At 45.8% G+C, this 757-nt stretch carries 1 protein-coding gene; it reads left to right on the plus strand.

Annotated elements, in window-relative coordinates:
* On the plus strand, positions 1-757 hold a 757-nt coding region (locus UC75_RS22120; RefSeq protein WP_228137448.1), incomplete at both ends, for a phage late control D family protein.

The following is a 757-nucleotide window of genomic DNA, read 5'->3' on the forward strand; positions in this document are numbered from 1 at the left end:
ATGTCAGGTTGCTGTCGATCAGGTGACCGATACAGGCCAGTTCTTTAGAACAACAGGTATTATTACCGAAGCGAGCCAAGGGCAAAGTGATGGCTCACTTACCATTTATAACTTAACCTTAAAAGACCCAACCGCACTTTGGCATAAACGCCGCAATAGCCGCGTGTTTATGAATAAAAGCGTGCGCGATATTAGCGAAATTCTATTTAAGGAATGGCAGGGGAAAAGTCCATTATTTGCCTCGAGTCTAACGCTCGACACATCTGGCTTAACGAAAGACTATGATGTGCGTCCATTTGTGATGCAGTCCAATGAAAGCGATTATGACTTTTTAACCCGTCTATGGCGTAGTGAAGGTATTAACTGGTTGGTCGATGAATCTCAGCTTTTAGTCGCTGATCCGAATGCTTCCATTCAACCACAAGTGCTACGTTTAATTGATGAAAATCAGAATTATAAAGCTCTCGAACGCCGTAACTTACGCTACCAACGCAGCAGTGCGACAGAACAGTTCGATACCATTACTCAAGTTAAAGCTGAACGAAGCCTACAGCCGACGTCGGTTCATATCCAACGCTGGCAAGCCGATGCGTTACAACAAGAAGAAGGCAGTGGCAGCGTACAAGGCACCCAAAAGCACAGTGAACACTATGACAATGCCAGTCTGAACCTTGAAGATGCATGGCACGTTAGCCCTGCGTGGATGCAGGACCTAAAAGGTGAAGACCAAGCCACAGCTTCAGGCAATAGCCAGATT

The sequence above is a fragment of the Acinetobacter sp. V2 genome (genome assembly GCF_001188385.1).
Lineage (GTDB): Bacteria > Pseudomonadota > Gammaproteobacteria > Pseudomonadales > Moraxellaceae > Acinetobacter > Acinetobacter oleivorans.